Source organism: Pseudomonas sp. 05N434, from assembly GCF_056396965.1.
In genome coordinates this window covers 1-2345 of sequence record NZ_JBFTMK010000775.1, presented here as the reverse complement: position 1 = coordinate 2345, position 2345 = coordinate 1, and the positions used below count along the sequence as shown (strand labels likewise).

Genomic DNA, 2345 nt, shown 5'->3' with positions numbered 1-2345 from the left:
GTTCCAGAGCTCGTCGATCGCTCAGGCGCAACCAGTTATTGATGTGTCGGTGGTGACGTTCAATAGTGGCAAGTGGATTGATGGTTTTTTTGAATCGTTAAGAGCGCAAAATTACCCGCTCAGCAAATTGAATATGTTCTTTGTTGATAACGGGTCTTCGGACAGCACCCTCGAAGCATTGCAGCGTTGGCAGACATTGCTTGGTCAGGAAGTGGCTGGTTTCGACATTATGGAAGGCGACAATGTCGGGTTTGGTGCCGGGCATGAAAAGGCAATCCGTAAAGGACGCTCTGAATATTTTCTTGTTAGTAATGTGGATATCGTTTTTGCCAAAGACTCTATAACCAAAGTGGTGGCTGCTGCTTTGGCTGATGCCAAGGCTGAGGTGGCATCCTGGGAGTTGAGGCAGGCACCTTATGAACACCCTAAATATTATGATCCGGTAACGTTGGAAACCAACTGGTCGTCCCATGCTTGCGTACTTGTAAGAAGGTCGGCTTACGTTGAAGTCGGTGGATACGAGCGCGAGATCTTCATGTATGGCGAAGACGTCGAGCTTTCCTATCGCTTCAGGTCCTATGGATACCAACTCAAGTATTGCCCGTCCGCCGTCGTCTATCATTATACCTATGAGCATGAGCATCATATAAAACCGATTCAGTATACCGGCAGCACGCTGGCCAATGCTTATATCAGGCTGCGCTATGGGAATTTGAGCGATAGAGTGGGTGGCTTTATCTTGCAGTGCCTGCTTTTGCTCCGTCCAGAACCCTATGCTGGCGCCCGTCGCGATGTGTTCAGAAACTTCGGTGTGATATTCAAGAAGGCTCGGTATTTTATGCGGGGCAAGGGACCGAGTGAAAACTGCTATTTCCCTTTCAGGGGCTTTGATTATGAAATGATCAGGGATGGGGCGTTCTGGGAGGTGGGCGAATCATTGGCTGATTACCCTCTTGTTACTGTGGTTACTCGAACTTACAAGAATCGAGGAGAGTTTCTCAGACAGTCCATGATGTCTGTGTGTAATCAGRCGTACCCGAATATCGAGTTGATAGTCGTTGAGGATGGCGGTTCTACGATGAGCTCGGTTGTGTCTGATTTTGAATTTCCGGAGGGAATGAGTGTTAGTTACTACTCCCTCGATAAAGTCGGTCGTTCGGTGACCGGTAATTATGGTTTGGAAAAGGCTGCCGGAAAATATTGCATGTTTCTCGATGATGATGATTTGCTTTTCGCGGATCATGTCGAGGTGCTTGTTGGTGCGTTGGCGAAAAATGCTGACGCGGTAGCGGCCTACTCATTGGCGCTGGAAGTCGGTACTGTTGCCAGTGGCGTGGAAGGGCAATATTTTGAGGTTAGCCATGCGGTACCTCCGATTCTCAAGCAAGAATATGACTATGAGGTTCTGCTGGATCACAACTATATAGCTATCCAGTCTCTCCTTTTTCAAAAGGATCTCTTCTTGCAACGAGGCGGATTTCAAACCGATATGAGCAGTCTCGAAGACTGGAATCTTTGGTTGCGGTATGGTTATGGCAATAAGTTTGTTTATGTGCCAAAAACCACGTCTTTGTTTAGAACTCCAGGTGACCCCACTGTACGGGTAGGCTCTGGCTCGTTAGTCGAAGTGGTTGGTTTTGTATACGATTTGTTGACTCTTTATTGGTTTTTTGCTCCTCAATATTCTGGCTTTTTTTCAGATGGACGGCGGCAGCCCTTTAAAGTAATCAAATCTGGCTGTTTCGGGAGGGGGCGCAGGTCTGGGCCGGGATGGTTTCGAGCGGTGCCCATCCTCTGTCCCGTCAACGATTCAGTCCGCCGTGTGTCTGCCTGGGGTTGACGTGTTTTTCRCTCTTGGCGGTAGGGGGGAACCTTTTTTGTTGGGGGCTGCAGCTAGACCATAGGTAAGGAACCCGGTATTTCTGAGCTATTTTGAATGTTAAGACCAAAAAATGTTATAAATCAGTTTTGGATGGTTTCGCGCTTGTTTGCTCCGGGTCAGTGACCGCGTTTGAGGTTCACTCGGCCCAAGGGGGCTAACGTCGTCGACGTAAAGTCGTCGTGGAACCAGGGAGTGGTCATTTGCGAGTGTTACCCTTTTATGTAGGGCTATGGTTGTAGCCGTCTTACAGGGTGTTCGTATTAGTGCAGATAATTTACTCGTTTGGAAGTGCGTTGCTGAGAGTCAGCATGCCCATAGGATTTTTTGACGCATATGCTAAATATTAGTGATTTGTCATCAGTGGACAAACAAAAAGTCTTCGACTATCTCAAGTGGAACAGTTTCCGTTCCGAGAAGTACAAGGTTTTATACGTTAGTACCCCCAAAGTTGCGAGTACTTCCC

Annotated in this window: 1 protein-coding gene; it reads left to right on the top strand. The window is 47.8% G+C overall.

From position 1 onward, the window contains the following. A partial coding sequence (locus AC1DLB_RS29220) for a glycosyltransferase family 2 protein (RefSeq protein ID WP_477786208.1) occupies nucleotides 1-1840 on the top strand: 1840 nt, incomplete at its 5' end. Between the last annotated feature and the right edge of the window lie 505 nt (nucleotides 1841-2345).